23 protein-coding genes and 2 tRNA genes are annotated in these 22,653 nt (G+C 61.3%); 14 read left to right on the top strand and 11 right to left on the bottom strand.

Annotated features, from left to right (window positions below; genetic code table 11):
* Nucleotides 1-21: 21 nt before the first annotated feature.
* Entirely contained in the window at nucleotides 22-855 is an 834-nt protein-coding gene (locus tag P3R82_RS17500) for an SDR family NAD(P)-dependent oxidoreductase (RefSeq protein ID WP_283194742.1), read from the top strand.
* Nucleotides 856-995: 140 nt separating this feature from the next.
* Here P3R82_RS17500 and P3R82_RS17495 read toward each other — a convergent pair whose 3' ends face one another.
* From P3R82_RS17495 to P3R82_RS17480, 4 genes are all read right to left on the bottom strand, one after another.
* Complete coding sequence (locus tag P3R82_RS17495) at nucleotides 996-2,255, bottom strand: cyclopropane-fatty-acyl-phospholipid synthase family protein (RefSeq protein WP_283194741.1); 1,260 nt, start codon at nucleotides 2,253-2,255, stop codon at nucleotides 996-998.
* A 164-nt stretch (nucleotides 2,256-2,419) separates the two neighbouring features.
* Entirely contained in the window at nucleotides 2,420-3,262 is an 843-nt protein-coding gene (locus tag P3R82_RS17490; protein ID WP_283194740.1) for a DUF1365 domain-containing protein, read from the bottom strand.
* Nucleotides 3,259-4,596 (bottom strand): FAD-dependent oxidoreductase, encoded by a 1,338-nt coding sequence (locus P3R82_RS17485; RefSeq protein ID WP_283194739.1) that lies wholly within the window; start codon nucleotides 4,594-4,596, stop codon nucleotides 3,259-3,261. Before P3R82_RS17485 ends, P3R82_RS17490 begins: the two co-directional genes overlap by 4 nt.
* Nucleotides 4,593-6,038 (bottom strand): deoxyribodipyrimidine photo-lyase, encoded by a 1,446-nt coding sequence (locus P3R82_RS17480; RefSeq protein WP_283194738.1) that lies wholly within the window; start codon nucleotides 6,036-6,038, stop codon nucleotides 4,593-4,595. Before P3R82_RS17480 ends, P3R82_RS17485 begins: the two co-directional genes overlap by 4 nt.
* 294 nt (nucleotides 6,039-6,332) lie before the next feature.
* Between P3R82_RS17480 and P3R82_RS17475 the strand changes: the two genes are divergently transcribed.
* From P3R82_RS17475 to P3R82_RS17455, 5 genes are all read left to right on the top strand, one after another.
* Nucleotides 6,333-6,533 (top strand): hypothetical protein, encoded by a 201-nt coding sequence (locus P3R82_RS17475; RefSeq protein WP_183899784.1) that lies wholly within the window; start codon nucleotides 6,333-6,335, stop codon nucleotides 6,531-6,533.
* Nucleotides 6,534-6,542: 9 nt separating this feature from the next.
* Entirely contained in the window at nucleotides 6,543-7,133 is a 591-nt protein-coding gene (locus tag P3R82_RS17470; RefSeq protein ID WP_183899785.1) for an alpha/beta fold hydrolase, read from the top strand.
* Between the two features lie 121 nt (nucleotides 7,134-7,254).
* Nucleotides 7,255-7,689: a hypothetical protein gene (locus P3R82_RS17465; RefSeq protein ID WP_283194737.1), complete on the top strand. Its 435-nt coding sequence runs from the start codon at nucleotides 7,255-7,257 to the stop codon at nucleotides 7,687-7,689.
* A gap of 170 nt (nucleotides 7,690-7,859) precedes the next feature.
* Nucleotides 7,860-9,083 (top strand): MFS transporter, encoded by a 1,224-nt coding sequence (locus P3R82_RS17460; RefSeq protein ID WP_283194736.1) that lies wholly within the window; start codon nucleotides 7,860-7,862, stop codon nucleotides 9,081-9,083.
* Nucleotides 9,084-9,207: 124 nt separating this feature from the next.
* Nucleotides 9,208-9,390, top strand: a complete 183-nt coding sequence (locus P3R82_RS17455; RefSeq protein ID WP_183899788.1) for a hypothetical protein — start codon at nucleotides 9,208-9,210, stop codon at nucleotides 9,388-9,390.
* Between the two features lie 141 nt (nucleotides 9,391-9,531).
* On the opposite strand, the gene P3R82_RS17450 is transcribed toward P3R82_RS17455, so the two are convergent.
* Nucleotides 9,532-9,606 (bottom strand) — tRNA-Asn (locus P3R82_RS17450).
* Between the two features lie 108 nt (nucleotides 9,607-9,714).
* Between P3R82_RS17450 and P3R82_RS17445 the strand changes: the two genes are divergently transcribed.
* Nucleotides 9,715-10,008 carry a hypothetical protein gene (locus P3R82_RS17445; RefSeq protein ID WP_283196371.1) on the top strand — a complete coding sequence of 98 codons (294 nt, stop codon included), beginning with the start codon at nucleotides 9,715-9,717 and terminating at the stop codon, nucleotides 10,006-10,008.
* 10 nt (nucleotides 10,009-10,018) lie between these two features.
* Here P3R82_RS17445 and P3R82_RS17440 read toward each other — a convergent pair whose 3' ends face one another.
* Together P3R82_RS17440 and P3R82_RS17435 are read right to left on the bottom strand one after the other, a co-directional pair.
* Nucleotides 10,019-11,023, bottom strand: coding sequence for an inorganic phosphate transporter (locus tag P3R82_RS17440; protein ID WP_283194735.1), 1,005 nt, complete (start codon nucleotides 11,021-11,023; stop codon nucleotides 10,019-10,021).
* Nucleotides 11,023-11,664, bottom strand: a complete 642-nt coding sequence (locus P3R82_RS17435; protein ID WP_283194734.1) for a DUF47 family protein — start codon at nucleotides 11,662-11,664, stop codon at nucleotides 11,023-11,025. The genes P3R82_RS17440 and P3R82_RS17435 overlap by 1 nt, the downstream gene beginning before the upstream one ends.
* Nucleotides 11,665-11,871: 207 nt before the next feature.
* On the opposite strand from P3R82_RS17435, the gene P3R82_RS17430 reads away from it, so the two are divergent.
* A complete protein-coding gene (locus P3R82_RS17430; protein WP_283194733.1) occupies nucleotides 11,872-12,324 on the top strand; it encodes a BA14K family protein in 453 nt (150 codons plus the stop codon).
* Between the two features lie 136 nt (nucleotides 12,325-12,460).
* On the opposite strand, the gene P3R82_RS17425 is transcribed toward P3R82_RS17430, so the two are convergent.
* Nucleotides 12,461-12,534: transfer RNA gene (locus tag P3R82_RS17425), tRNA-Cys, on the bottom strand.
* A 179-nt stretch (nucleotides 12,535-12,713) separates the two neighbouring features.
* Nucleotides 12,714-12,857, bottom strand: a complete 144-nt coding sequence (locus P3R82_RS17420; RefSeq protein WP_183899902.1) for a hypothetical protein — start codon at nucleotides 12,855-12,857, stop codon at nucleotides 12,714-12,716.
* Nucleotides 12,858-13,255: 398 nt separating this feature from the next.
* On the opposite strand from P3R82_RS17420, the gene P3R82_RS17415 reads away from it, so the two are divergent.
* From P3R82_RS17415 to exoR, 6 genes are all read left to right on the top strand, one after another.
* A complete protein-coding gene (locus P3R82_RS17415; RefSeq protein ID WP_283194732.1) occupies nucleotides 13,256-13,918 on the top strand; it encodes a protein-L-isoaspartate O-methyltransferase in 663 nt (220 codons plus the stop codon).
* 222 nt (nucleotides 13,919-14,140) lie between these two features.
* Nucleotides 14,141-15,091 carry a DUF2497 domain-containing protein gene (locus P3R82_RS17410; RefSeq protein WP_283194731.1) on the top strand — a complete coding sequence of 317 codons (951 nt, stop codon included), beginning with the start codon at nucleotides 14,141-14,143 and terminating at the stop codon, nucleotides 15,089-15,091.
* A gap of 120 nt (nucleotides 15,092-15,211) precedes the next feature.
* Nucleotides 15,212-18,055, top strand: a complete 2,844-nt coding sequence (locus tag P3R82_RS17405; RefSeq protein ID WP_283194730.1) for a valine--tRNA ligase — start codon at nucleotides 15,212-15,214, stop codon at nucleotides 18,053-18,055.
* Nucleotides 18,056-18,490: 435 nt separating this feature from the next.
* A complete protein-coding gene (locus P3R82_RS17400; protein ID WP_283196370.1) occupies nucleotides 18,491-19,690 on the top strand; it encodes an OmpP1/FadL family transporter in 1,200 nt (399 codons plus the stop codon).
* Nucleotides 19,691-19,925: 235 nt separating this feature from the next.
* A complete protein-coding gene (locus tag P3R82_RS17395) occupies nucleotides 19,926-20,423 on the top strand; it encodes a hypothetical protein (protein ID WP_283194729.1) in 498 nt (165 codons plus the stop codon).
* On the top strand, nucleotides 20,417-21,220 hold the full coding sequence (gene exoR / locus P3R82_RS17390; protein WP_283194728.1) for an exopolysaccharide production regulator ExoR: 804 nt from the start codon (nucleotides 20,417-20,419) through the stop codon (nucleotides 21,218-21,220). Before P3R82_RS17395 ends, exoR begins: the two co-directional genes overlap by 7 nt.
* A gap of 51 nt (nucleotides 21,221-21,271) precedes the next feature.
* Here exoR and xth read toward each other — a convergent pair whose 3' ends face one another.
* Both xth and erpA read right to left on the bottom strand, forming a co-directional pair.
* Complete coding sequence (xth, locus tag P3R82_RS17385; RefSeq protein ID WP_283194727.1) at nucleotides 21,272-22,063, bottom strand: exodeoxyribonuclease III; 792 nt, start codon at nucleotides 22,061-22,063, stop codon at nucleotides 21,272-21,274.
* A 121-nt stretch (nucleotides 22,064-22,184) separates the two neighbouring features.
* Nucleotides 22,185-22,517 (bottom strand): iron-sulfur cluster insertion protein ErpA, encoded by a 333-nt coding sequence (erpA, locus tag P3R82_RS17380; protein ID WP_183899796.1) that lies wholly within the window; start codon nucleotides 22,515-22,517, stop codon nucleotides 22,185-22,187.
* Nucleotides 22,518-22,653 lie beyond the last annotated feature (136 nt).

The following is a 22,653-nucleotide window of genomic DNA, read 5'->3' as shown; positions in this document are numbered from 1 at the left end:
TACAACCGGAGGATTCACGCCATGAACGATTTTGTAGCCCGCCCCGAACATGGAATTGCCTGGATCTCAGGCGCAAGCTCCGGCATCGGCCGTGCCCTCGCGCTGAAAATGGCAAGCGAAGGCTACAAGGTCGCCGTGACCGCCCGCGATCACGAAAAGCTCGCCGAATTGCAATCGGAGGCGAATGGCCTGGCGGGCAGCATCATCGTGCTGGATGGCGACGTCACCAATCCCGAGGACATGGAGCATGTGCTCGCATCGATCGAATACGAGCACGGCGCGCTGGCGCTCGCTGTCTTCAACGCAGGCGTCTATCTGCCCGTGCATGCGGAAGAATTGCGCCGTGAGGATTTCGAGCGCAGCTTCGCGGTCAATCTGCAGGGCGTGGTCAATTGCCTCGTCCCGGCGGTGCGCCACATGAAGCACAAGGGGCAGGGGCAGATCGCCATCGTCTCTTCGGTCACCGGTTACGGCGGCCTGCCCACGGGGGCGGCCTATGGCGCCACCAAGGCCGCGCTGATCAACATGGCCGAGAGCCTGAAATTCGATCTCGACAAGATGGGCATCCGCATCCAGCTCATCAATCCTGGTTTCGTCGACACGCCCGCCACCCGCAAGAACGAATTCCCGATGCCGTCGCTTATCCCGGTCGATGAGGCAGCCGCCGAGATCTATGCGGGCCTGAAGTCGAAAAGTTTCGAGATTACCTTCCCCAAGCGCTTCACCTACACGCTGAAGGCTCTCAACCTGCTTCCCTACAGCCTGTATTTCTGGCTGGTCAATCGTGCCACCGGCTGGCAGGAGCGCCCACGCGCCGACGGTCGCCGCCCGGTGACCCCAAGCCCCGCGGAGTAGTCGCGGCTGTCACACGCTGAGGTGAAAGGCACGCTTGACTGCACGCGAGCAGGTGACGATCAGGCTGGTGAGAGGGAATAGACGAGGCGGATGGCGACCGGGACAGGAGGTCGACTGTCTGGTCCCGCCATCCGCTCTCGTCAGCTCCGCGAAAAGACGACCTGGCGGACGTCTATGTTTCGGGCGCGGAAACCTGCTTCACAATAAAATAAATAGAACTCCCAGAGACGCTTGAAGCGCTCGTCGGATCCCAGTGGGCGAACTCGTTCCCACACGGACCAAAACCGCTCCCGCCATTCGGCCAGAGTACGGGCGTAGTCTAACCCAAAACCGAAGTCTCGTACCAGTGACAAATTCACTTTTCGCCCAAGTTCCGCTAAATGCTCGCGGGTCGGTAGCATGCCGCCGGGAAAAACGTACTTCTGGATGAAGTCTGGGTTGCTCCTGTACTGTTCGAAGGACTCGGGCCGAATCGTTATGATCTGCAGGCCGGCCTTGCCGCCGGGCTTCAGGCATTGCTCGAGCTTGGAGAAATAGGCGGGCCAGTATTTCTCGCCCACGGCCTCGAACATCTCGATCGAAACGATCTTGTCGTAGACGCCGGTTTCGTCGCGATAATCCTGAAAGCGAAAATCGACCTTGTCGCCGAGACCTGCCTTGCGGATGCGCTCCTCCGCGAATGCCAGCTGCTCGCGGCTGATCGTCAGGCCCGTGACCCGGCAGTTCAGTTCGCTGGCTGCGAATTCGGCGAACCCGCCCCAGCCGCAGCCGATCTCCAGCACGTGGTCACCCGGCTTGATCCCGGTCGCCTCGGCGAGAGCCCGATACTTGGCGTTCTGTGCCGACTGCAGGTCGTTGGCGCCGGTGGAGTAAAGCGCCGACGAGTAGGTCATCGTCGGATCGAGCCATTGCTTGTAGAAGTCGTTGCCGAGATCGTAATGCGCCGAGATGTTTCGCTTCGACCCCTTGCGGGTATTTGTATTCATCCAGTGGCGGACGCGCTCGACGAGACGGGGCAGGCCGCGCTTGCCGTTGGCGTAATCCTGGATCGCCTCGTCGTTGACGATGAACAGCTCGAGGAAGGCCGCGATATCGGGGCTGTCCCAATCGCCATCCATGTAGCTCTCGGCCACGCCGATCGTGCCGTTGGAAAGCGCCCGGTAGCAGATATTCCAGTTCTTCAGGTGGATTTCCGCGTGCTGACCGGGCGTGCCGCCGGTCACCAGCACCACGCGACCGTCGGGAAACGCGATCGTCAGCGAGCCATGCTGCATGCGAAGCAATGCCCTCAGCGCCAGCTTCGCGCGCAGGGGCAACCCCTTCGAAACCTGTCCGATATTCTGCTGCGTCAGCTGGATCGCGTTGCGTTGAGAATCGGTCAAGTCGCTAGCATCACTCATGGTTTTCTCCTCCGGCAAGATATGGCCGGTTCAGGACGACGATGCGCTGAAAAACTCCGCCCCCCGGCGATTGCTTTGAACGCTATCGTAAAAATTGGAAAAGCCAAACAAATTTCCAGTCCCGTGTTGCGCGCGAACGACGTATATATCGAAGCGCGCTTATGTTATTCCGCTGCCTCCGCCGTTTCGCGTGGCGCGACCACGCTGACGGGCGTGGGTGGCGCGGGCTTTGCGATATACTTCGCGCCCTTCAGCCACAGTTTCAGCGCTTCCCAATGAATGCCGCCGACGATCCGGATCGGCAGGAACGGGATGGCGGCCGTCAGCCACGCAAGGTTTCTCGTCGTGATGGCCAGCTGTTGTCCGGAGAAGGTCGCCGCGAGCAGCGGGCCATCGGCGTCGGTCTCGAGAATACGCCAGCGGATCTCCTTGCCCGGCGGCAGCATGCGGAAATTGTAGCGCATGCCCATCTCGATGAAGGGCGAGACGTGAAAGATCTTCTCGCAGCTCTGCCGAACACCGCTCTCGCTGACTTCGCCTGAGCCGACAGGGCAGACATAGGTGTGCCGTTCTCCGAACGTGTTGCGAACCTCGTAGATCATCGCGATCAGCTCATCATGCCCGTCATAGGCATGGTAGACGGAGAGCGGGTTGAAGACGTAGCCGAGGATGCGGGGATAGCAGACCAGCACGATGCGGCGGGCGGCAATCCCCGCCCGCGCCAGCAGCTCGTCGGCATGTGCCCGGGCGCCCAGCCTGCCGCCATGGTCGCTCTCGTGAAACGACACGGCATTGCGCCCGTTCACCGAAAACAGCACGGAGAGCCGATCCGCCTCATCCAGCCGATCGAGATCGATCGCCATCGAGAATACGCGGTAGCGAAAGCGGTGGCCGAAGGGCTTCATTCGCTGGTGCATGACGTCGCCGACATAGAGCGCGGCCGCGGCCTCGGGCGGCGGCCCGTTGTCGCGCATGCTCATGCCACGTCCTTCGCGTTCCTGCGTCATGCGACGGCGTCCAGCTCCGGTTCGATGTCGTTTGTCTTGAGCGTGCTCCACGGCAGCGTCGCGCCGAGCGCCTTGGCGGCCGCAAGGCCCGAGGTCAGTCCATCCTCGTGGAAACCATAGCCCGTCCAGGCGCCGGCGAAGTAGCAGCCATTGCGTCCCTGTATGTTCACGAGCGCGCGCTGCGCCTGCACGCTGTCGGCGCAGAACTGCGGATGCTCGTAGCTGAACTCGGCGAAGACCTTGCGCGGGTCCGGCTCGCGATCGGGGTTGAGCGTAACGAACAGCGGGAACCGCTCGTCGATCGCCTGCAGCTTGTTCATCCAGTAGGTCACGGCGACATCGGCGTTGCCATCGGCCGAGCTGGAGCGCAGATAGTTCCACGAGGCCCAGACCTTGCGGCGCTGCGGCATCAGCGTCGGATCGCGATGGAGCACGACCCTGTTCGGCTGATAGGGCACCGCCGCCAGCAGCCGCTTTTCCTCATCGGTCGCGTCGGCAAGCATGCGTCGCGTCTGATCGCTGTGCGCGGCAAGGATCACCTTGTCGAAATGGCGTTGTTCGCCAGCTTCGTCGATGATCGTGACGCCATTCTCGGTTCGAAGCACCGCGCGCACGCCGAGCCCGAGCTTCAACCGGTCACCCAGAGGCTCAAGCAATCTGTCGAGATAGTTTCGACTGCCGCCGGTCACCGTGCGCCACTGGTGCTGCCTGGAATAGATCAGCCGGTGATTGTCGAAGAAATTGACGAAGTGCTCGGCCGGAAACTGCATCATCTTCGCCGCCGGCGTGGACCAGATCGCCGCCGCCATCGGCACCAGATAGTTGTTGGTGAACCCCGGCGAAAAGCCGCGCCAGTCGAGATAATCACCGATCGACCGTGCGGCCAGATGGCCGGCGGCGCGGTCGACGAGGCATGTCTTGTTGAAGCGCAGGATCTCGCGGATCATCAACAGGAAGGACGGGCGCACCAGATTGCGCTTCTGCGCGAAGATCGAAGACAGGCCGGCGCCGCTCCACTCCAGCTTGCCGTGGTCGAGCGAGAGCGAAAAGCTCATGTCGCTGGCATGGGTGGCGACGCCGAGCCGCGCGAACAGCGCCGTCAGGTTCGGGTAGTTCGGCTCGTTGTAGACGATGAAGCCGGTATCGACGGGAATGCGCATTCCGTCGTAATCGACATCGACGGTGGCCGTATGGCCGCCGGCGCGCGCTTCCTTCTCGTAGAGCGTCACGTCATGCAGCGGATTGAGCGCCCATGCAGCCGATGCCCCGGAGACGCCGGAGCCGATGATCGCGATTTTCAGGCGACTGTGCGGATGGTGAAAATGCGCGTTCATGCGGCGTCCTTTACGGCGTTGTAGGCTTTCAACGCCCGGTCGCGGGCGGTCGCGTGGTCGACGATCGGCTTGGGATAGGTCTCGCCGAGCCGGATGTCCGCCTTGTCGAGCACGCTCTGAGGTGCTGCGAACGGCTTGTGGATGTATTTGGTGTCGAGCGCCGCGAGCTCTGGAACGAACTCGCGGACATAAGCGCCATCCCGATCGAACTTCTCGCCCTGCAGCACCGGATTGAAGATGCGGAAGAAAGGGGCGGCATCGGCGCCGCATCCCGCCACCCATTGCCAGCTGGCGGCATTGCTCGCCGGGTCGGCATCGACGAGCGTGTCGCGAAACCAGGCTTCGCCGCGACGCCAGTCGATCATCAGGTCCTTGATCAGGAAAGAGGCGACGATCATCCGCACCCGATTGTGCATGAAGCCATGCTTCCAGAGCTGGCGCATGCCGGCGTCGACGATCGGATAGCCGGTCATACCCTTGGTCCAGGCACGAAAATGCGTCTTGCTGTTGCTCCATTCGAACCCGTCGAAACGGTCGTTCCAATTGGCGTAGGGTAGTTTCGGGAAGTGAAACAGCAGATGGTAGGAGAATTCGCGCCAGGCGAGTTCCTTGCGGAAATGAACCAGATCGTCCGCCGGCACATCCAGCCCGCGCGTCTCCTCCCAAATCCGGGCAGGCGATATCACGCCGAGCGCCAGATATGGCGACATCATCGAGGTCGACTGCCTGGCGGGAAAGTCGCGGTCGGCCTTGTAGCCCTTAAGGCTTTCATCGAGAAAATCCGAAAGTCGCTCGCGCGCCGCCTCTTCGCCGGCAGTCCAGACTTCGTCGAAATCCTTGGCCCAGTCCGGTTTCGTGGGCAGAAGCTTCCAGGATGTCAGCTTCTCGCTTGCGGCGAGCTCCGGCGCGAATTCGACCTTCCTGGGCGCATCGACGGGGTGAGGCGGCTCGCCGACGCCCTCAAGCGCTTGCCAGAACGGCGTATACACACGGTAAGGCGTCCCGCCGCCTGTCTTCAGCCGCGACGGCTCATGCAGCAATTGGCCGGCGAAGCTCTGCGCATCCAGGCCCAACTGCTCAAGCTCCCGCTTGATGCGCGTATCGATGGCGATGCCGGGCGGATCGTAGCGGCGGTTCCACATGACCGTGTCCGCACCCGTCTTCTTGATCACGGCGCCGAGCACATCCAGCGCATCGCCGCTCACAAGATTGAGCGTGCCGCCAAGCGCTTCGATCGATGCGGTGAGCGACGCCAGCGAGTGATGCAGCCACCACGCCTGCGCGCCGCCAAGAGGTCCGGTGCCGGAAGAGGAGGGCTCGCGGATATAGAGGGGAATGATCGGGCGTCCGGTGCGGCAGGCAGCATGCAGCGCATGATTGTCGTCGAGGCGAAGATCCTTGCGAAACCAGAGGATAAGCGGCTTTGCGGCGTCGTCGGACAATGAATGTGGTCCCCTGTTTCTCTCTTGTCTCTGTTACGAAGCTACGGGGAGTGTGGATCAAAAGTTTCAGCCTGCATAAAGATTTAACACTGAAATCCGCGAATTGTCCGACAGGATCGGCGGGCGCGCGTCTCGCGGGTCGATCGTCGCCCTCAGGCGGTATCAGCATAGCGAATTTTCCCCTCGTTCGCGCATGCAGGGATGCTCGTTCCTTTAATCTACTAAAAATATAGAGAATACTGCTCCATCAGATGCCGGCCGGAAAAAAACGCGGCCGCACAGGAGCAGACGACGATGAGTATCATCAGGCATTTCGACCGCCTTTGCGCTATCCGCGACCAGCTGGAAGCCAGGCTCGAGCTCCATGAAGCGCGATATTGCTTCGGCAGCGAGGATGTCGACGACGGCACGGGCGCCGATCTGCGCGAGCGCATCATGCAGATGACGGACGAGATTTCGGCGCTCATGCACAGCCCGCGCTATTCCGATTTCTAGGAGGGCGCGATGACCGCGACATTGATCATCCCCGGGCTATATGGATCCGACCACGGCCATTGGCAGCGTTTCTGGCTCCACGACCGCCCCGAGAGCGTTCTGGTCGAGCAGGACGATTGGGACGATCCGTTGGTCGATCGCTGGGCCGAGCGGCTCGAAGCAGCGCTCATCGAGCACGGCGAGGCCTATATCGTCGCCCACAGTCTCGGCTGCCTGCTCGCCGCGAAGTTCGCCGACCGACCATCGGCGCGCCGGATCAAGGGTGCGCTGCTCGTCGCCCCATGCGACCTGCGCCCCACCGAACGCCGGCACCCGGACGCGGCCATCCGCTTCGGGCCGATGCCGACAAGGGCGCTGCCATTTCCAAGCATCACCGTCGGCAGCCTGAACGACCATTACATGGAACTCGACCGTCTGACGCTTTACGCGCGTCTCTGGAAGACGGATCTCAGGAACATCGGTCTGGCGGGCCACATCAATATCGCCAGCGGCTTCGGCCGCTGGACCGGCGGCTACGCCCTGTTCGACAATCTCCGGGAGAAGGCGAAGGCGCCGAGGCGATACGCACCCGATCACACCCCGCACACCTCGCTTGGCTGATCGCCATTGCCGTTCGATGTAATCGTCCGCGCACATATCCCCCGAACGGTGAAGCGCGACCGGTGTCGTAATGTTGTAATGTAGCCCTCATCGATAGCATGTGACGGATGGGAGGCCGGATATGTGGTATAATGTTGCCTTGGCCATGACGCTCGTGGCGCTTACCCTGACCAGTTGTCAGACCGTGGTGAGAACCACGCCGACGCAAATGTCTACGGTGAGGATGACCTGTGATCCCGCCACCAACCGTTGCCAGACCCCGGAATTCGGTCTCAAGGAGAAGGCCCGGGAGGGCGAGAGAATCTCATGGACGATGCAGCCGGCGGAGGGCTGGCGGTTGACGGGCAACCCGAAGACGACCTTCGCGGGCAAGGGCATCTATGGCGTGGCCGTCACGGCGTGGGACCCCAATTCGCTCACCTGCCAGTGGCACGCGGAGGGTGATTCCAAGCTCTTCGCCAGCGGCGGATGGGTCGCCGGATACTGCTATGCCGACGCCGAGCTGATACCGCCGCCGAAACCGGTGAAGGTTCGCCCGACGAAGAAGAAAAAGTAGCGTTCCTGATCCGGTGACCACCGCGGCAAGCGCTGTCGGTGGTCACGATCCGGCAGGGCCGTACGGAAAGCGGCCCCGTTGCCATTGACAAGGACGCCTGTCCGGGCGGAAACCGTTGCAGCAACAACCCCCAGAGGCGCGCTGTCGGCAGCGGGCCGGACAGTCTTCCCATGAATGTTTCAGCAGTTCACCAGGATAGCGTTCTGCGCCATCCCGGCTATCTCAATTTCGCGGCGTCCCGCGTCTTTTCCTCGCTCTCGTTCCAGTGCGTCGCTATCGCCATGGGCTGGATGATCTATGACCAGACCCGTAGCGCCTTCGCGCTGGCCATGGTCGGGCTGTGCCAGTTCCTGCCGATGGTGGTGCTGACCTTCGTGGTCGGCCACGTCGCCGACCGCTTCGACCGAAGGCGCATCGGCCTCGTCTGCCAGCTGATCCTGGCAATCGTGTCGGCCGCACTTGCGGTCGCCACCTGGCAGAACTGGCTGACGCCTTCAGGCATCCTGACGGCGGTGACGATCATGGGCGCAACCGTCGCCTTCGAGCGCCCGACGATGGCAGCACTTCTCCCCAGCATCATGCCGCCATCGCTGCTTCAGCGCGCTGTGGCGACATCGACCTCGATGATGCAGACGGCGCTGATCGTCGGCCCGTCGCTGGGTGGCCTGCTTTACGGCGTCGATGCCGTCGCCCCCTTCGCCGTCGCCGCTGTCCTGTTTGCCGTTGCAAGCGTCAACGTCATCTCGATCCGCATGAAATGGACGCCAAGCAGGCGCGAACCGGTCACGCTTTCTTCCGTTTTCGCTGGCGTGTCCTTCATCAAGAGCAAGCCCGTGATGCTCGGCACGATCTCGCTCGACCTGTTCGCCGTTCTTCTCGGTGGCGCTACCGCGCTGCTGCCCATCTTCGCCAGCGATATCCTGCAAGCCGGGCCCTGGGGGCTCGGAATGCTGCGCGCGGCGCCGGCCGTCGGCGCGCTCACCATGTCGATCTTGCTCGCAAGACGCTCACTCACCAGCAAGGTCGGGGCGAAGATGCTGGTTGCCGTGGCCGTATTCGGCGTGGCGACGATCGTGTTTGCCCTGTCGACCAGCATCGCGCTGTCGATCGCGGCGCTTTTCGTGGTGGGAGCGGCCGACACGGTCAGCGTCGTGGTGCGCAGCTCGCTCGTGCAGCTGCTGACACCGGATTCGATGCGTGGCCGCGTGAACGCCGTCAATTCACTCTTCATCGGCACCTCGAACCAGCTGGGCGAATTTGAATCGGGCATGCTCGCGGGCATGATGGGCCCCGTCGCCGCCGGCGTCATCGGCGGCGTCGGAACCATCGTCGTGGTGCTCATGTGGACCCGATTGTTTCCGGATCTTCGCAAGGTCGACACGCTGCAGGGGTAGGGTGCCCGGCCGCGTACATGGTCGCCCGGCGTGAAGCAGGAAGTTCGGGCAGCAAGAAATTTACGTGGCGTTTGCTGGCCGCGTGCTAGCTTAATGTCCAAGACAGTTTTGAGGAGAGGTCCACATGAAGCGAATTTCAACCATCCTGGCCGCCGTCACGCTGATCGGCCTTTCGGCGCTCACGGCGGGATGCACCAGCGTTCCGACCTCGTCCGGGTCGGCATCCGGCTATGTGCAGGGCGATTCCATGAACCGTGCCTGCTCCGATGGCTTCAGGCCCAGCGACGGGCGTTCCTGCAGCTACTGATATCGCCCTCTTGCACTTTGTCCCGGCGGCTCGACCATCCGCTGGGATGAGGCGCCGGCGTTGGCGCCGGGTGTGAGGTGTATCGTCTTGATTTCGGAAAAGAAAAAGGCCTGCATTTTTCAATGCAGACCTTTTGGAAACTGGCTCCCCGGGCCGGATTCGAACCGGCGACCTGTCGATTAACAGTCGAATGCTCTACCGCTGAGCTACCAGGGATCACCGCTCGCCGCGGTGTGAGTGGGCTAATACAAATGCTTGCTCGATTTGCCAAGCGGTTTTTTCAAAAAAATGACATCTCCTTGCAATCATTCAGGTTATCCCCACATGGTGGTGATGACCGAGAGCCCGAAAAACAACGCCAAACGCTTTGGTATCGATCACGTCACCGGCCACATCGTCATGGGGTCGACCCGCATTCCGTTGCCGAAGTCGCGCATATCGCGGCTTTTGATCGGCGGACTTCTGGTTTTGGGCGGATGTCTGGGCTTTCTTCCGATCCTCGGCTTCTGGATGATTCCGCTCGGCGTGCTGGTGCTGTCGCACGATCTGCATGTCGCGCGGCGCATGAGACGACGCTTTTCGGTGTGGTGGCAGAGGAGGCGGAATTCCGCCTCCTGATATCATCGCTTCAGGCGAAGATGCCGGCGATCCAGTAGAAGGCGGCCGCGATCAGCGCGGCGGCCGGCAGCGTCACCACCCACGCGACGACGATGTTGCCCGCAAGGCCCCAGCGCACGGCCGACACACGCCGCGCCGCGCCGACGCCGATGATCGCGCCGGTGATCGTATGCGTCGTCGAGACCGGGATGCCGAGCCAGGTGGCGCCGAACAGCGTCAGCGCGCCGCCGGTTTCCGCGCAGAATCCCTGCATCGGGTTCAGCCGGGTAATTTTCGATCCCATCGTGTGAACGATGCGCCAGCCGCCGAACAGCGTGCCCAGCGCCATGGCCGACTGGCAGGAAAGCACCACCCACAACGGCACGTAAAAGCTGCCGCCGAGATAGCCCTGCGAATAGAGCAGGATGGCGATGATGCCCATGGTCTTCTGCGCGTCGTTGCCGCCATGCCCGAGGGAGTAGAGCGACGCCGAGACGAACTGCATGACGCGGAAGGTACGGTCGACCGCGAAAGGTGTCTGCCGCACGAAGACCCAGGAGACGACCAGAACGAGAAACAGCGCCAGCAGGAAGCCGATCATCGGCGACATCACGATCGCGCCTGCCGTCTTCAGCAGGCCGCTCCAGACGATCGAGCTGAAGCCGACCTTGGCGAGCCCCGCGCCGACCAGCCCGCCGACCAGAGCGTGCGAGGAACTCGACGGGATGCCGAACACCCAGGTGACGATGTTCCAGATGATCGCCCCCATCAGCGCCGCGAAGATCACCATGGGCGAGACGATGCCGGGATCGATGATGCCCGTCCCGAGCGTCTCTGCGACATGCAGCCCGAAGAACAGAAAGGCGATGAAATTGAAGAAGGCGGCCCAGGCAACGGCGAACTGCGGCCTCAGCACGCGCGTCGACACGATCGTGGCGATCGAGTTGGCGGCGTCGTGCAGGCCGTTCAGGAAGTCGAAGAACAGCGCGACCGCGATCAGCCCGGCAAGCAGCGGAAAGGCGAGGGTGGCGTCCATCAGACGTTCTCGATCACGATGCCGCTGATCTCGTTGGCAACGTCCTCGAAGCGGTCGACGACCTTCTCGAGCTCGCCATAGATCTCGCTGCCGATGATATAGGCCATCGGGTTCGATTCCCGGTGACGAAGCACGAGCGCTTTCAGGCCTCGGTCGTGGAGTTCGTCGGATCTCTCCTCAACGCGGGTGACTTCCTCGGCGATGGCGCTCAGCCGCGTTGCATTGGCGTTGATGCGCTCGAGCAGGGGGATGGCTTCGGCGACGAGACCCGCCGCTTCGACGATGGCTTCGCCCATTTCCTGCATGATCGGATCGAACTCTTTCTGCTCGAACAGCCGGATCGTCTTCACCGTCTTGTGCATCATGTCGATCGCGTCATCCATGGACTGGATGAGATCCTTGATGTCGACACGGTCGAACGGCGTGATGAAGCTGCGCCGCACGGCGAGCATCACCTCGCGGGTGATATTGTCGGCCTCGTCCTCGAGCGTGACGATGCGCTCGCAGTGCCGTTCGGTGTCGTTGCCCTTGAGCAATTCGTTCAGCGCTTCGGCCGCCCCCACGATGGTGCGCGAATGCTGGGCGAAAAGGTCGAAGAAACGATCTTCGCGCGGCAGAAGTTTTCGAAACCAGCTGAGCATGCCATCCATCCCATGTGAACTGTTTATGCGTTGCTCATAAAATAGCGCAACCTGCAATAAAAGTGTCACAATCGACCCGTGGCGATTCTTTTGCGGTTTTCCCCGACGCAGGAACGCTGCTGCGATCGACGGAACACCGAGCGCGCGAATGCGTTTATCCTTCAAGCGTTTGAGACGCGAGTCGCATTAACAGTTCGAAGGTGTACGATGAGAAAGCTTGCAATCATGATCGTGGCGCTGACCACCGCAATCAGTGGAGTAGGGCCTGCATTCGCCGAGAACTGGGGCGACTCGCGTTCCGTTCAAAGCCGCGGAACGTTTGGCGATTCCGGGGTACGCAACAGCCATATGGGCAATCGTTGCGCATACTACCGGTGCGGATACAGATATAGCGACCGTGGTCGTGATTATTATCGACGCGACTACAATCGCTACGACGACAGATACTATCGCCGTCATAACAACAACGCTGGCGCCATTATCGGTGGTCTGGCGGCGGGCGCCTTGATCGGCGGAATTATCGCCTCGCAGCCCCGCGCTCCCCGCTATGTCGGCAACGACCATGTCAGCTATTGCTACAACCGATATCGCTCGTATCGCGCGTCGGACAATACCTACCAGCCAAACTATGGCCCACGCCGTCAATGTGTTGGCCCCTGATCGAGCCAAGGCTGGTATCGGAATGACATGAACCTGATCGCCCGAGACGGCGGTCAGGTTTTTTGATGCATGCAGCACAGGCCGCGCCACTGCGAGCGCCGCACATGCTGATATCATCATGTATTCGGTGAAATTTTGGAGGCCTCGCCCGGAATTGAACCGGGGTACAAGGATTTGCAGTCCTCTGCGTCACCACTCCGCCACGAGGCCTCACGACGCTTACATTTAAAAGCGTGGGCGGCATTTAGAATGAATAGAAAACAAGCGCAAGGGGGTTGTTCAAAAACCTGAGGGATTTCAGGCGTCAAAATTCACCATGGGACTTTGCCCGTCGAAAACCGTCCGAAGAACAGCGCCAAACCCCATCTATGGGCCACACTCTGCATCGATCAGTTGGCGCGCTGCAGCGAGACCAGCGGTGACACTCCATAGGTCGCCACACCAGGAACGCTTGCGCGCACAAGCGGTATCATCACGACGATCGCCAATAGTCCCCCGATGAAGAGGCCACCCAAAAGAGCTGATTTCGCCATGATACCCCGCTGGCCTGGTTCCTATGCGTTGAAGTCATCGCTAATAAAGCTGACGAGCACCTGAACGTCCTGGTTGCGGGAACCTATGTTTAAATCTCAGCCTGTCTCTTTTCCCCACAATCCGCAGCACATGAGCGCGATCAACACGGCGACGATGAGCAGGTCGAATAGCGTCAAATATTCAGCTATGGCTGACATGATCTTCTCCTCCTATTCCTCCGGTTGCAATATTATCACAATCTCATGAATGTTTCCACGGATTGTTCCTGGTCATGAGATGCAACCGGCGGCGCGATCCGAATTCTTGCCGCCGTCGCTCAGTAAGCCTTGAAAGCCGGTTCCCCTGCGATTAAGACACGGATCAGCTAGAAGCGCTTTTCAATGGGCGAGAGGACACTATGAATTTCGAGACGGCACGCGCCAACATGGTCGACAACCAGATCCGCACCACGGATGTCACCTCGCACTCCGTGCAGGTCGCTTTCCTTGCCGTGCCGCGTGAGGCTTTCGTCCCGGAAAAGTCCAAGGCGATCTCCTACATCGACGCCGACGTCGAGATCTGTCCGGCGGCATCGGGCAAGCCGGCGCGTTTCCTCATGCAGCCGTCGCCGCTCGCCAAGCTGCTGCAACTCGCCGCCGTGACCAAGGATGACGTCGTTCTCGATGTCGGCTGCGGCACCGGTTATGTCTCCGCGCTCTTCTCCAAGCTCGCCGGCTCCGTCGTGGCGCTTGAAGAGGACGAGGCGCTGGCCGCCGAGGCAACGGCAAACCTTGCCGATTACGCCAATGTGTCCGTGGTCAAGGGATCGCTCGAAGCCGGCAGCGCCAAGGGCGCGCCCTACGATCTGATCTTCGTCAACGGCGCGGTGGAAGAAGTTCCCGCGGCGCTCTTCGCGCAGCTGCGCGAAGGCGGTCGCCTTGTCGCCATCAAGGGATATGGCGGTTCGGCGCGGGCGACGGTGTTCGTGAGCGAGCGCGGCGCGGTCTCCGAAAACGTCTTCTTCAACGCCTCCGTCAAGCCGCTGCCTGGCTTCGCCAAGGCACGCGAATTCGTGTTCTAAGCGACACGCGACGTGGGTTGTCGATGATGCGGGCGCCACTGGCGCCCGTTTCCGTTTCAGGCCGGCCTTCGAAGGAACCGTTGACCTTTCAGAAAACTGTGCAAAGCGGCAGTCATTTGATTCGCGATGATTTTTTTCCCCGATCGGCTATCCTACAGTCCGGGTGATTCGGATGCCGACACCTCGCAATCCGATCGTTGTTCGGGAATAACGGGGATAGATATGGCTCAGCCAAGCGTAGCGCGTGAACCGTCCATGGAAGAAATCCTGGCGTCGATCCGCCAGATCATCGAAAGCAATGAGCCGGGCGCGGGCAGGGCACTCTCCGCATCGCTGCCGCCTGTTTATGGTGATGATGAAGACGATCACGGCTCCGACATTCATCTGACGGTCGATCAGGCCTATGCCGGCGTGGAATTCCCCGATCCCGCGCCGCAGCAGGCCGATCCGCGTTTCGTCGCCGCCAATTCCGCAGGCTCGGCGCCCGCTCAGGAAGCACCGCGCGCCGCCATGTCGCTGGCCGATGTCGCGGCTCGCGTTCGTGCCGCCTCCGAGCGCAACACCCTGCAGCCGCCGCGCGAACCGCCTCTCGAATTCCGCCAGCAGCTGGCCCCGGCGCCCGTTGCGCCAACCGCCTTGGCATCGAGCCCCGTCGCATCGGCGCCCGTGATGGACGCTCAGCCGCAGCAGCAGGCCGTTGAAGAGCCGGTGATGCACCAGGTCGCTCCGGCGCCGCAACCTGAGCCCGTGCTGGCCGAAGAGCCTGCCGCGATGCCGTTCGAAATGCCGTCACAGTCGCAGCCCGTGGAAGCCGAAGCCGTTCAGCCCGCCCAGGCGCCGGTTCAGGAACAGGTCGCCATCGCGCCGCCCATGTCCGCAGCACCCATCGCGGCACAGCCGGTTGCCGCGCCGCTGTCGGATCGCCTTCTGCCGAGCCTTATCGAGGAGACCCAGCAGTCGCTGCTGTCGCAGGATGCCGGCCTGCAGATCGCCCGCTCCTTCGAGGAACTGGCTGCAGCCATTGACGGCGCCGAGCGTCGCTCGCTGGATGAGATCGCCGAAGACATGCTGCGCCCGATGCTGCGCGACTGGCTCGACGACAACCTGCCGACGCTGGTCGAGCGCCTCGTGCGCGAAGAGATCGAGCGCGTGGCGCGCGGCCCGCGCCGCTGACCGGATTCCGCGACCCTTTCAAAGAGCCGCTCCGGTCTCCGGGGCGGCTTTTTTATTGACTTGCTGGCGGGCATCCTATTTACAACCCGCATCCAGAAAACCTCCAGATTTGGTCCAAAAATGCTCGAAAAGACCTACGATTCCGCAGCCGTTGAACCGAAGATCGCCGCGAAATGGGACGAGGCGGACGCTTTCCGCGCGGGCGCCAACGCCAAGCCGGGCGCCGACAGCTTCACCATCGTGATCCCGCCGCCGAACGTGACGGGTTCGCTGCACATGGGCCACGCGCTGAACAATACGCTGCAGGACATCATGGTCCGCTTCGAGCGCATGCGCGGCAAGGACGTGCTGTGGCAGCCGGGCATGGACCATGCCGGCATCGCCACGCAGATGGTCGTCGAACGCAAGCTGATGGAGCAGCAGCTTCCGGGCCGCCGCGACATGGGCCGCGAAGCCTTCATCGACAAGGTCTGGGAGTGGAAGAACGAGTCGGGCGGCCTGATCTTCAACCAGCTGAAGCGCCTCGGCGCCTCCTGTGACTGGTCGCGCGAGCGCTTCACCATGGACGAAGGCCTGTCCGAGGCCGTCCTCGAAGTCTTCGTCAGCCTCTACAAGGAAGGCCTGATCTACAAGGACAAGCGCCTGGTCAACTGGGACCCCAAGCTCCTGACCGCGATTTCGGACCTCGAGGTCGAGCAGCATGAAGTCAAGGGCAACCTCTGGCACCTGCGCTACCCGCTGGAAAAGGGCGTCGCCTACCAGCACCCGATCGCCTTCGACGAAGACGGCAAGCCGACGGAATTCGAAACGCGCGACTATCTGGTCGTTGCCACCACGCGTCCGGAAACGATGCTTGGCGACACCGGCGTTGCCGTCAATCCCGATGACGAGCGCTACAAGGGCATCGTCGGCAAGCATGTCGTCCTGCCGATCGTCGGCCGCCGTATCCCGATCGTCGCTGACGCCTACGCCGACCCGACCACGGGCACCGGCGCCGTCAAGCTGACGCCTGCCCACGATTTCAACGACTTCGACGTCGGCAAGCGCGCCGGCCTGCGCGCGATCAACATCATGAATGTCGATGGCACGATCACCATCAAGGAGAACGAGGACTTCCTCGAAGGTCTCGACAATCCGGCGGCCCTTCACGGCGCCTGGGATCGCCTCGAGGGTCAGGATCGCTTCACCGCCCGCAAGATAATCGTGGAGATCTTCGAAGAGGCCGGCCTGCTCGACCAGATCGAGCCGCACAAGCACATGGTTCCGCATGGCGACCGTGGCGGCGTTCCGATCGAGCCGCGTCTCACCGAGCAGTGGTACGTCGATGCCCACACGCTGGCGCAGCCGGCGATCGCCTCGGTTCGCGAGGGCCGCACCAACTTCGTTCCGAAAAACTGGGACAAGACCTATTATGAGTGGATGGACAACATCCAACCCTGGTGCATCTCGCGCCAGCTCTGGTGGGGTCACCAGATCCCCGCCTGGTATGGTCCCGATGGCCAGGTCTTCGTCGAAAAGACCGAAGAGGAGGCCCTGCAGGCCGCCATCCAGCACTACATCGCCCATGAAGGCCCGTGGAAGGCCTGGGTCGAGGAAAAGCTCGAGAATTTTAAGCCGGGCGAGATCCTGATACGCGACGAAGACGTGCTCGACACCTGGTTCTCGTCGGCGCTCTGGCCGTTCTCGACGCTCGGCTGGCCTGAGCAGACGCCGGAACTTGCGCGCTACTATCCGACCAACGTTCTGGTCACCGGCTTCGACATCATCTTCTTCTGGGTCGCCCGCATGATGATGATGGGGCTGCACTTCATGAAGGACGAGGATGGCGTTCCGGTCGAACCGTTCAACACCGTCTACGTTCACGCGCTGGTTCGCGACAAGAACGGCCAGAAGATGTCGAAGTCGAAGGGCAACGTCATCGATCCGCTGGAACTGATCGACGAGTACGGCGCCGACGCGCTGCGTTTCACGCTGGCGATCATGGCGGCGCAGGGCCGCGATGTGAAGCTCGATCCGGCCCGCATCGCCGGCTACCGTAATTTCGGCACCAAGCTCTGGAACGCCACGCGCTTCGCCGAGATGAACGGCGTCGTCAACGATCCGCATTTCATTCCCGAGGCGGCCGAGCTCACGGTCAACCGCTGGATCTTGACGGAACTGGCCCGCACCGAGCGCGACGTCACCGAGGCGATCGAAGCCTACCGCTTCAACGATGCCGCCGGCGTGCTCTATCGCTTCGTCTGGAACCAGGTCTGCGACTGGTATCTCGAACTCTTGAAGCCGATCTTCGGCGGCACCGACGAGGGCGCCAAGAAGGAGGCGCAGTCCTGCGTCGCCTACGTGCTCGAAGAGATCTACAAGCTGCTGCATCCGTTCATGCCCTTCATGACCGAAGAGCTTTGGGCGCATACGGCAGGCGAGGGCCGCGAGCGCGATGGTCTGGTCTGCCACGCCGAATGGCCGTCGCCGTCCTACGCCGACGATACGGCGGCCGACGAGATCAACTGGCTGATCGATCTGGTCTCCAACATCCGCTCGGTTCGCTCCGAAATGAACGTGCCGCCCTCGGCGGTCGCGCCACTCGTCTTCGTCAACGCCAACAGCCTGACGCGTGACCGCCTGTCGCGTCACGACGCGGCGATCAAGCGCCTGGCGCGTGTCGACGGCATTTCTCTCGCCGAACAGGCGCCCAAGGGAGCAGCCCAGATCGTGGCCGGTGAGGCGACGGTCTGCCTGCCGCTCGGCGCGCTGATCGATCTCGGCGCCGAAAAGGCCCGCCTTGAAAAGGCGATCGCCAAGACCGAGGCCGAAATGGCGAGGATCAACGGCAAGCTCTCGAACGAGAAGTTCGTCGCCAACGCCAACCCGGAGGTCGTCGCGGCCGAACGGGAGCGCCTGGAGGAACTGACGGTGCAGCTCGCGAGCCTCAAGATCGCGCTGTCGCGTGTAGCCGAGGCGGAGTAAAATCAACTTTTAATAGTATTTCATTCCAAGGCGTCTGATGGTGAATCAGGCGCCTTTTTTCGAAAAATTAACCGTAACGAGGCCCGGCTCCGCCATAACTTGGCCGATGGGACGCCTTTTTTCGGCTTTTCCACGAAGTTTTTTCTAAAAATAGAACTGTTGTCAGAAGGTAACATAATTGTGCTCGTATAGAACGATTGCTCTATCACCTGATTGATTCCAGCGATTTTTGAGACGTATTTTCTAATATGGGGAAATTTTGACGTGCCCGTCAATTTTTTACGTAAAGCATCCATTAGCTCACTTTTCAATCGCGCCCGGTCACGAAGTTGCCATTTTAACCTCTCGCCGTCACAGTCCCACCATCGCAATTGCCTCAGTGGGGGAGACACCTTGGCATCTCGTAAGGTTTTGGCAGTAACCCTGCCGCTTGTTATGTTGTCGGCGCTCGCCCAGCCTGCCTTCGCGGGCGGTCTGGATCGTGGCGGCTATAATATCGATCAGTTGTTCGATGCATCGCAGTTCTCTATTCAGTCCGGCGTGATCTACGTCATGCCGCAGCGCAAGCTGAAGAATGTGCAGGACGTTCCCACAAGTGGTGGCAATCTCAATTCACGCCCCAACTATGCCGATGACACGACCGACTACGCCGTCCCCTATTTGGGTCTGAAAGGCGGCGCGGGTAATGTCGATTGCTTGGTGGATTATTCCGAGCCTTTCGGCGCGCATACCAACCCGGGCGTAAACTGGGCCGGCGCGAACAACAACGTCGAGACGAAGGTTGATAGCCGAAACTATGGCGCCACCTGCTCCTATAAATTCGATGTCGGCCCCGGCCAGCTGCGCGTGATCGGCGGAGCCTTCTATCAGGAAATCGAGGGCTTCCAGGAAAAGCTCGTCGCTGTCATTCCCGCGCCGGCCTCTGCGCTGTATAGCGGCGTTGGACGCCTTGATCTCTCGGACGAGAGCTGGGGATGGCGCGCGGGCGTGGCCTACGAGATCCCGGAATATGCGTTGCGCGCAAGTCTCGTCTATAACAGCCGCGTCAAGTACGACAATCTGACCGGCACGGTGAACCTGACGCAGTTGCCTATCACGGGCGGCAACCCGTTCCTGGGTCGCAACACCCCCGTGGTCGGCTCCGCCGAAGCGCCTGAATCTCTCGAGCTGAAGGTTCAAAGCGGTATCGCACCCGATTGGCTGGCTTTCGGCTCGGTCAAGTGGACGAACTGGAGCGTTCTGCAGTCCATCCCCTTCTGCCCGACAAATGGTTTGCCATGTCCGAAGGGCGGCCTGACCTCGCTTGATCTCGGCTATCGCGACGGCTGGACCGTCAGCGGCGGCATCGGACACAAGTTCAATGATCAATGGAGCGGCGCGGTTAGCGTCACGTGGGATCGTGGCACCAGCGATGGCTACGGCGCACAGACCGACAGTTGGCTGCTTGGCGTCGGCGCGGCCTACAGCCCGACAGAGAATATCGAATGGCGCCTTGCGGGCTCGCTCGGCGTGCTCACCAGCGGGGAATCGGGAACCTTCACGCGCGACGGCGTCACTTACGGCGACGATGTCACATATTCCTTCGGAAACGATCTGGTGGCGGCCATCTCCACCAGCATCAAGGTCAAGTTCTGACCCGCCAAGATCAGTGCAAGTGAAAGCCCGGCGAAATGTCGGGCTTTTCTTTGTCCGGGCGCCATTAAGCATGCTCTGCTGGCGTGTCAATTTGTGACGATTCAGCAACAGTTTTTTTTGAGTGTTCGCGTATGATGAGCTCCAATACGAATTGTCCATTTCCCGCCACAAACTAGGCGCAGCGGTAATGTCGGGCGAGGGAATGACAGGCATAGGGTGCGCGTAAAAGAGTAAGATGGGTCGTTTTTCAGTGAATGCGGAAGAGACGGGCATGACGTGCGGCGAAGTTGCCGCCGCTTTGATCGTTTCGCCTGCTGTGCAAGGTGTTTCAGCCGGAAAACGTCGTTCGACCGCAGCGTTCTCAAGCCTTTCATTTTCCTCACGTTCGACGGTGTTGCCGCTATCGGGACCGGCTTTGGGTAACGACGTCTCGCGTTTTGTCACAATTGGTGACTACGACATTTCTGAAGGCGAAATGCCGCTCTATGGGCTCGCCGGAATGAGGTTGATGGCATCGTCGCCAGTTCGCGCCGGGAAGCGGGCGGATGAGGTCGATGCGAAGGTGATGAAGGCTCTCTTGCGAGGGCAAAAGGCTGGATGCGACGCGGGCAAGCGGGTCTTGGAACCCACCGCGGGATCGCTCGCCGAAGGAAGTTTATCTGCGGGCCTTATGGACAGGATGTCCGGTACGGCGCGTATGGGTGGAAACGAAAGAAATCGAGTGAAATGCTGACGTTCGAGTTCAGACCTTTCAGATTGATGCTTATGGGGCTTTCCGTCGCCTGTCTCGCGGCGCTCAGCTCTCCCGCCGGCGCGTTCGACATCAAGTCGGGCGTCAACAAGGAATCCGGTCCTTTCGATCTCTTCAAGTTCGGTTTCAAGGCCTACAAGAACGGCCAGAAGGAAGAGGCGGTCGAGGCCTACAAATACGCGGCCGAAAAGGGCCACACCGGCTCGCGCTGGGCGCTCGCCAACATGTATGCCGACGGTGACGGCGTCGCGCAGGACGATTTCGCCGCCTTCAAGATCTATAGCGAGATCGCCCAGCAGGGCGTCGAGCCCGGATCGGAGGATACCGGCTTTTTCGTCAACGCGCTGCTGTCGCTCGCCAGCTATTACAAGAGCGGCATCCCTGGTAGCCCCGTGAAGGTCGATCTCAATCAGGCACGCCAGATCTATTTCCAGGTCGCCTCGACGTTCGGCGTTCCGGAAGCGCAGTTCCAGCTGGCGCAGATGATGCTTGCCGGCGATGGCGGCAGCACCAGTTCGCAGCAGGCCAAGAAGTGGCTGAACCAGGCCCGCAAGAGCGGTCATCCCGGCGCCATGTCCGTGTTCGGCAATATCCTGTTCCAGGAAGGCCAGTCGGCCAACGGTCTGGCGCTGATGACGGCGGCGCTCGACCGCTGCAAGCCGAAGGACTGCAAATGGATGGAATCGCTGCAGGAGCAGGCCTTCTCCGTGGCCAGTGAAAGCGACCGCCGCAACGCCATCGCGCTCTCTCACAAGATCGCCAGCAGCAACACCGACTGATCGATCGACCGCCGGATCGCCAGGACCGGGCTCGGTCGCCGCGCCTTCTAATCAGGCCGCGAAATCGAAATAGGCGACCACAGGCACGTGGTCGGACGGCTTTTCCCACGCACGCACATGCTTTTCGATCGCCGTCGAGGTCATCCGGTCGGCGGCCTCCGGCGACAGCATCAGGTGATCGATGCGAATGCCGTTGTTCTTCGGCCAGGCGCCGGCCTGATAATCCCAGAACGTATAGGCGGGCACCGCATCCGTCGTGGCGCGCACCGCGTCTGTCAGCCCCAGGCTTTCGAGCCTGCGGAACGCCTCCCGCGTCTGCGGCAGGAACAGCGCGTCGTTCTCCCACACCTTGGGATCGAAGCAATCATGTGGCTCGGGGATGACGTTGTAGTCGCCCGCAAGGATCAGGATCTCCTCGTAAGCCAGCCGTTCGGCCGCGAATGCGCGCAGCCGCTCCATCCAGGCGAGCTTGTAGCTGTATTTCTCGGTCTCGACGGGATTGCCGTTCGGCAGATAGAGGCAGCAGACGCGGGCAACACGATTTCCGGGAAGCGAAAACACCGCCTCCAGAAAACGCGCCTGCTCGTCCAGCGGATCGCCCGGCAGGCCGCGCGTCACTTCGTCCGGCTTGGTCTTGGAAAGAATGGCGACGCCGTTGAAGCCTTTCTGCCCATGGGTCTCCACATGGTAGCCGAGAGCCTCGATCTCCAGCCGCGGAAAGCCTTCGTCGACTGTCTTGATCTCCTGCAGGCAGGCGATGTCGGGGTTCGAATCCTTCAGCCACTGCGTGAGGTTGTCGATACGCGCCTTGACGCCGTTGATGTTCCAGGTCGCGATCTTCATTCTTTGGTCCCGTTCCGCTTTGACGTCTTCTTCTAGCGTGCACCATGAGCAAGCCACAAGACGTTAAACCGGCCGGAAGACAATCTTCGGCCGGTTCGGTGTGGATAGCAGGAGAGGGTGGTCAGATCGAGAAGCTGGTGCCGCAGCCGCAGCTGGCGACCGCGTTCGGGTTCCTGATCTGGAAGGACTGGCCGAGCAGGTTATCGACGAAATCGATCTCCGAGCCCGCCATGTAGATCAGCGACATGCTGTCGATCAGCACCTTCGCGTCGTTCTTCTCGACGATGACATCGTCGTCCTGAATGCCGTCGGTCAGGTCGAACTTGTAGGAAAAACCCGAACAGCCGCCGCCCTCGACGGAAACGCGCAGCGCGCTCTTGCCGGGATCGCTGCCGACGATGGTGGCGATTCGCTTCGCGGCCGCGTCGGAAAGGGTTACACTTGCTTCGGTCATGTCTGCTCCTGCCGGGGTCAAGATCCGGAGAGAATAGTGGTCCAGCCATCAATATAAACAGCTGTTTTTCAATGCTATCGCGCCTTATATCATGAAAGCGCCGCCCGCGGCAAAGTCGGCGATACGTCGTCTCTTT

It is taken from the genome of Rhizobium sp. AN80A, assembly GCF_030053015.1.
In the GTDB taxonomy this organism is placed as follows: domain Bacteria; phylum Pseudomonadota; class Alphaproteobacteria; order Rhizobiales; family Rhizobiaceae; genus Rhizobium; species Rhizobium metallidurans.
This window is presented reverse-complemented; position numbering and strand designations above follow the sequence as displayed.